The sequence below is a fragment of the Candidatus Coatesbacteria bacterium genome (assembly GCA_014728225.1).
GTDB lineage: Bacteria > RBG-13-66-14 > RBG-13-66-14 > RBG-13-66-14 > RBG-13-66-14 > WJLX01.
On record WJLX01000173.1, the window covers coordinates 1 to 6,063 of the forward strand.

Here is a 6,063-nt window from a genome sequence, read left to right on the forward strand (position 1 = left end):
CACGGTTTTTGCATCTCGGCGACCGTTACGGCCGACGATAACGGTCCGCCTCCGCAAAAACCGTGCCAGTTCCGGGGCGGGCGGACGGAGCGGGCGCCGGGGTCCGGCACAGGTCTTCCGGGCGGGCCTACTCAGTCGGCGCCGGGGGGCGCCAGCCGGCGTAAATGATCTGCGGCCCGTCGGGGTGGCCGAGGGTACGGCTGGTTTCGTTCTCGAGGTCGTAAATCACGGCGTTCCAGCCGTCGTCGGTGAGGACACTGACCAGCAGCAGGCGGCCGTCGCCGGCCGGTCGGGGGAAGATCTCCAGCCCGCCGAGGTCGGGCAGGTAGTCGATGTCGCCGGGTTTCGGAACTTCCAGCTCATCGAGGCGGGCCAGATCGAATTCGGCGTTGTTATCGGCGGCGTCTGCGGCGGTGCTGTTGAAGTACAGGGCGCCGTCGGGGCCGAAGCTGGGCGAGCCCTGGTCGCCGGGCAGCACAAGGAGGGGTTTCAACTCGCCCGCGGCCAGCTCGTAGGTCCAGAGGTCGTAATCGTCGCCGCGTCCCCCGGCGCCGTCGTCGTTGGTGGAGAAGACCAGCCGGGCGCCGTCGGGCGAGACGACGGGGATCTCCCGGTCGGCGGCGCCCGCGGTCAGTTGGACGACGTCACCGTCTTCGTAGACGAAAAGCTGCCAACTGTCGGTTTCGGGCACCCGGGCGTCGAAGAAGACCCGTCCGCCGCCGGCGGGTTGAGCGGCGCTGGCGGCGGCGGCGGGGTAGGGGGTCAGATCGATCAGGCGCTCGGGCGCGCCGACGGGACCGGCGTCGTCGAAGGCCAGGCGGTAGAGGCCGGGGTTGTCGTCGGCGTCGGCGCTGAAGGCCCACAGTTCATCGCCGGCGGGCGTAAAGGCGGGCAGGTCGACGGGGTGTTCGAGGGGCAGCTCGACGGCCGCGCCGAGCGTCAGGTTGTCGGCGTCGACTATCGCCCGATAGTAGGCCCGGGTGGTGAAGTCGTCATCGACGACGTAGACCACGCCGCGGGGCGGTTCGAGACGACAACCGGCCAGGAGTGACAACAGCAACCCGGCCGCGATCGGAACCCAGGGACGCCGGCGAAGCAGCCTCATCGGACCTCCTCGATCGTGCAGACGGCCCAGGCGCACATGCCCTCCTCGGAGCCGACGAAGCCCAGCTTCTCCCCGGTGGTGGCCTTGACGCTGACCGCCCCGGTCTGGAGCTCGAGCACCTCGGCCAGCCTGGCGCGCATGGCGTCGATGTGCGGCGCCAGGCGCGGGGCCTCGGCGGCGACGACGGCGTCGACGTTGTGGGGTTTGTACCCGGCCTGGTTGAGCAGCTCCATCGTCCGCTTGAGCAGGCGCAGCGAGCTGGCCCCGGCGTAGGCCGGATCGCTGTCCGGGAACTGGCGGCCGATATCGGGCAGCGCCACCGCCCCGAGCAGGGCGTCGATGATCGCGTGGGTGAGCACGTCGGCGTCGGAGTGTCCCTCGAGACCGAGATGGGTCTCCATCTGCACCCCGCCGAGTACCAAGCGGCGGCCGGCGCAGAGACGATGAACGTCGTAACCGATTCCGATACGCAATCTGACCTCCGGACTGCGGCGCAGCCACACCTGAAGGGATTACAGTCGCGGCTTTCGACCAAGGGGACCCGAAGGGGGATTGTAGGCCGTTAAGTCCGCCGCTGTCAACCTTCCCCGCCCCGCAGAGACCTGAAGAAATCCCCCCGCTGTGGTATACTTCCCGGGCAGAGACGTTGGGAGAGGCCATGTCCCCGGTCAAGCAAAAGCTACAGGTCTTCTTACTGGGCGGCGCCTTCCTGCTGCTGGTGGTTCTGGGGGCCGTCCCCCCCGCCGCCGCCGGCCAGGCCGAGCTGACGGCCTTTATCGGCGAGTATCATGCCACCGCCGTCGAGGAGGGCACACCGCGCTACGACGTCGCCGGTCTGCTCGACTACCTGACGCCGGAACGCTACCGGATCGAGGAACGTCTACGCAACGATCTGTCCTCGGCCGCGGCCGCTCGGACCTGGGAGGAGCTGCGCAGCCTGGCCGCTTCCGACCAGCCGCCCCTGCGCTGGGAACGACTGACCGACGGCTCTGAAAGCGTCGCCGACTATCAGCGCTACGCTCTGATCGGCCGACCCCGGCTGATGTGGGCCCTGGGCAAACCCGACGAATGGATCGATCCGACACTGACCCAGCGGGAGCCGCCCCGGGTGTCGATCCTGATGTACCACGACATCCGCCCCCACAGCAACTACTCCACCGTCATCACCCCGGGCCAGTTCGAACGGCAGGTGCGTTATCTGGCCGAGAACGACTACACCTTCATCACCATCTCCCAGCTCCTCGACGCCGTCTATTCCGGCGGCGCGGGTCTGCCCGAGCGCTGTGTGGCCCTGACCTTCGACGACGGCTGGTCCGGCGTCTACGACTACGCCTTTCCCGTACTGAAGCGCTACGGCGGCACGGCGACGCTCTACGTCTACACCAACTACGTCGACCGCGGCGGGCGGACGATCAGTTGGGACCAGTACCGGGAGATGCTGGCCGCCGGCTTCGAGGTCGGCAGCCATACGGTCAGTCACTGCGATCTGACCGACCGCGAAACCTGGGACGGCTCCGGAACCAAGCCGCCCGCGGGCCGCGGCTCCTACACCGACCGGCTGATGCACGAGCTGGTCGACTCCAGGCTGATCCTGGAGGAGAAGCTGGGCATCGAGGTGCGCAGCCTGGCCCTGCCCTACGGCTGCTACGATTCCTACGTGCTCAAGAGCGCCCTGCTGGCGGGCTACGAAGGCGTGTTGACCATCCGTCAGGCCAACACCTACGTCGACGCCAACACCAACGAGCTGGAGCTCCACCGCTGGAACATCGTTCCCTCGCTGACCCTCGGCCAGTTCATCGCCCGGCTGGAGCGCTGATGGCCGACCCCCGCAGGTTGGCCTGGCGGGTGCTGCGCACCCGGGGATCGGCGTCGCCGAGCGCCGAGGAGCTACTAAGACGGGAGCTCGGCGCTGTCGAGCTGGGCGAGGCCGACCGGCGGCTGGCCTACGAGCTGGTGCTGGGAACCATCCGCTGGCGCGGACTGCTGGATTACAACCTCGGCGCCTGCACCGATCGGCCCCTGCACAGCCTGCAGCCCGAGCTGCGCGAGCTGCTGCGGCTGGGCGCCTATCAACTGCTGCGCCTGGACCGGGTGCCGGACTATGCCGCCGTCTCGACGGCCGTGGAGCTGGCCCGTAGCGAGGCTTCGACACGACGTGCCGCCGGTCTGGTCAACGCCGTGCTGCGCCGTCTGCTCCGCGAGCCGCCGACGCCGCCACAGCCCGACGACGAACCCCTCCGTCATCTGGCCGTCAGTCAGAGCCACCCCCGCTGGCTCGTCGAGCGCTGGAGCGAGCGTTTCGGTCTCGACGAAACCCGACGACTGACCGCCTTCGACAACGCTCCCCGGCCGACCTTCGTCTTTCCCGCCCCCGGCGTCGACGTCGCCGAGCTGCGTCGCCGCAGCGGGCTGGAGTTCACCGACGAACCCGGCTTCTCCGACTGCCTGCGCCTGAACTCCCCCGGCGACCCGGCGAGCGATCCTCTTTTTCAGGAGGGCTTGGCCTACGCCGCCGATCCGGCGACGACCCTGGCCGCCTGTCTCGCGACCCCCGACCCCGGCGGGAGCGTCCTCGACGCCTGCGCCGCTCCGGGGGGCAAGCTGGCCCACCTGCGCCGCCGCGGCGGATCGACGGCCCGCCTGACGGCCCTCGAGCTCTCCGCACCGCGCCTGAGCGTGCTGGAGGAGAACGCCGAGCGCCTGCAGCTCGGCGCCGCCCTCGTCCACGGTGATCTGCTGCAGCCGCCCTTCTTCGGCCACCGCCTCGACCGGGTTCTCGTCGACACCCCCTGCTCCAACACCGGGGTGCTGGCCCGGCGGGTCGAGGCCCGCTGGCGCCTGTCCGTCGGCGACATCAAGCGCTTGAGCGACCTCCAGGTCGGCCTGCTGCGAGCGGCGGCCCGGTTGGTCAAGCGCGGCGGCCTGCTGATCTACTCCACCTGCTCCCTGGAGCCCGAGGAAAACAGCGGAGTCGTGGAGCGTTTTCTGAAACGTCGCGGCGATTTTATCCTGGAACCAATAACCACCGAGCTCCTCAGCGAGCTCGGTCTGCCCGCCGAGCGCTTCACCCTCGCCGACGGCTGCGCCTGGAGCCTGCCCCAGCATAGCGGCCTCGACGGCGCCTTCGCCGCCCGGATGCGGGCCCTCCCTTGACAGCGGGGGCGGGATAGACCAAAATCGACCTTTGATCGTCCACCTCCGCCCCGGGTCCAACCCCCACGAGCCATGACCGACAAACCGACCAAGCTAGCCCGACTCAAAGCCGTCCTGCTCTATGTCATCCTCGCCGGCGCCGCCCTCGGCGTGGGTATGCTGGTGGCCAACTACATCATCATGCCGCTGATGGTCGGCGGCGGGGGCGACGTCGAGGTCCCCGACCTGACCAACATGAGCTTCGAGGCCGCCACGGCCATGCTCGAGGAGCTCGGCCTGGCCTACAAGAAGGAAGCCGAAGAGTACTCCAGCGACGTCCCCGACGGCTACGTCCTGGCCCAACGCCCCGAAGCCGGGATGAGCGTCCAGGAGGGCCGGGTCATCGGCCTGACCGTCTCAGCCGGTTCCGAGGTCGTGCGCATCCCCAACCTGACCGGCATGGCCCTGGCCCAGGCCGAGGACGCCCTGGTGCGCAGCGGACTGGAGCCGGGCAAGGTGCGCGAGAACTACCACCCCGAGATCCCGGAGAGTTCGGTCATCGGCCAGAACCCGGAACCGGGCACCGAGGTTCCCCGGGGCACCCGGGTCAACCTGCTGGTCTCCCTGGGCTCCGAGGAAGCCGAGGTCTCGGTGCCCAACCTGGTCAACACCGATTACCAGAGCGCCTACAATCGGCTGACCACCTGGGGACTCCAGGTCGGCGAGGTCAACTCAGGTTACTCCACCAGCGTACGCCCCGGCTACATCTACAAGCAATCCCCCGAGGTCGGCACCCTGGTCCAGAAGGGCGACAAGGTCGACCTGTTCGTCAGCCTCGGACCGCCCCCCGGCGGGGCCATTCAGCCCGAGGGCGAAAACGGAACCAGCGAGCCGCCGCCCGACAGCTTCTAAAACGACGATGCCCCCGATCATCTGCCCCAGCATTCTCTCCGCCCACCAGGGCCGCCTGAGCGAGGTCCTGGTCGAGCTGGCCGAGCACGGCCTCGACCACGTCCATCTCGACGTGATGGACGGCTGTTTCGTACCCGAAATCACCTTCGGCGCCGGGCTGGTCAAAAGCCTGCGCGCCGAAAGCTCCGCCGTTTTCGACGCCCACCTGATGGTCGAACACCCCGAGCGACACCTGGAGAGCTTCGCCGGCGCCGGCGCCGACTGGATCACCATCCACTACGAGGCCGCACCGCACATCCACCGCCTGCTCGGCCGCATCCACGACCTCGGCTGCCTGGCCGGGGTGTCGATCAACCCCGGCACGCCCGCCCGGGCCCTCGAAGCCCTGCTGGAAAGCGCCGACCTGTTTCTGGTCATGACCGTCAACCCCGGCTGGGGCGGCCAGACGATGCTCGAGTCCTGCCTCGACAAGGTCCGCTGGCTCAAGTCCCACAGCCCGGCCCGGGTGATGGTCGACGGCGGCGTCAACCCCCAGACCATCGGCCGGGTAGCCGCCGCCGGAGCCGACCTGGCCGTCGTCGGCAGCGCCCTGTTCAAAGGCCGGCTGGCGCAAACCCTGGGGGAACTGCGCCGCAACGCCGGCAGCGTCGCCTAGCCTCCCCGGGAACCCAAACCGGCATCCATTACAACCTCACACGACTAGGCAAAGGAAGGGGGCGGCTCCGACGGCCGGCCCCTTTCACTCCGCCGCTGCAACCGCCCGACACGACGGCCCGGAACGTTGAAAAACAGCGCCCGACGTCCGCCGGCCCTCAAACAACACGCCAACCCCCGGCCGCCGGAACTGGCACGGTTTTTGCATCTCGGCGACCGTTGGGACGGCGGCAACGGTCCGCCTCCGCAAAAACCGTGCC

At 69.0% G+C, this 6,063-nt stretch carries 6 protein-coding genes; 4 read left to right on the forward strand and 2 right to left on the reverse strand.

From position 1 onward, the window contains the following. Positions 1 to 127 precede the first annotated feature (127 nt). Positions 128 to 1,105 carry a hypothetical protein gene (locus tag GF399_12365; GenBank protein MBD3401106.1) on the reverse strand — a complete coding sequence of 326 codons (978 nt, stop codon included), beginning with the start codon at positions 1,103 to 1,105 and terminating at the stop codon, positions 128 to 130. Then, positions 1,102 to 1,578 carry a 2-C-methyl-D-erythritol 2,4-cyclodiphosphate synthase gene (locus tag GF399_12370; protein ID MBD3401107.1) on the reverse strand — a complete coding sequence of 159 codons (477 nt, stop codon included), beginning with the start codon at positions 1,576 to 1,578 and terminating at the stop codon, positions 1,102 to 1,104. Before GF399_12370 ends, GF399_12365 begins: the two co-directional genes overlap by 4 nt. A 185-nt stretch (positions 1,579 to 1,763) precedes the next feature. On the opposite strand from GF399_12370, the gene GF399_12375 reads away from it, so the two are divergent. From GF399_12375 to rpe, 4 genes are all read left to right on the forward strand, one after another. Next, positions 1,764 to 2,921 carry a polysaccharide deacetylase family protein gene (locus tag GF399_12375; GenBank protein MBD3401108.1) on the forward strand — a complete coding sequence of 386 codons (1,158 nt, stop codon included), beginning with the start codon at positions 1,764 to 1,766 and terminating at the stop codon, positions 2,919 to 2,921. Then, complete coding sequence (locus GF399_12380; GenBank protein MBD3401109.1) at positions 2,921 to 4,258, forward strand: hypothetical protein; 1,338 nt, start codon at positions 2,921 to 2,923, stop codon at positions 4,256 to 4,258. Before GF399_12375 ends, GF399_12380 begins: the two co-directional genes overlap by 1 nt. Positions 4,259 to 4,330: 72 nt before the next feature. Continuing rightward, on the forward strand, positions 4,331 to 5,149 hold the full coding sequence (locus tag GF399_12385) for a PASTA domain-containing protein (GenBank protein MBD3401110.1): 819 nt from the start codon (positions 4,331 to 4,333) through the stop codon (positions 5,147 to 5,149). Positions 5,150 to 5,156: 7 nt separating this feature from the next. Continuing rightward, positions 5,157 to 5,804 carry a ribulose-phosphate 3-epimerase gene (gene rpe / locus GF399_12390; GenBank protein MBD3401111.1) on the forward strand — a complete coding sequence of 216 codons (648 nt, stop codon included), beginning with the start codon at positions 5,157 to 5,159 and terminating at the stop codon, positions 5,802 to 5,804. Positions 5,805 to 6,063 lie beyond the last annotated feature (259 nt).

Coding starts and splice junctions, on each gene's coding strand:
- GF399_12380 (MBD3401109.1), top strand. CDS start 2,921: ATGGCCGACCCCCGCAGGTTGGCCTGGCGGGTGCTGCGCACCCGGGGA.
- rpe (MBD3401111.1), top strand. CDS start 5,157: ATGCCCCCGATCATCTGCCCCAGCATTCTCTCCGCCCACCAGGGCCGC.
- GF399_12385 (MBD3401110.1), top strand. CDS start 4,331: ATGACCGACAAACCGACCAAGCTAGCCCGACTCAAAGCCGTCCTGCTC.
- GF399_12375 (MBD3401108.1), top strand. CDS start 1,764: ATGTCCCCGGTCAAGCAAAAGCTACAGGTCTTCTTACTGGGCGGCGCC.
- GF399_12365 (MBD3401106.1), bottom strand. CDS start 1,105: ATGAGGCTGCTTCGCCGGCGTCCCTGGGTTCCGATCGCGGCCGGGTTG.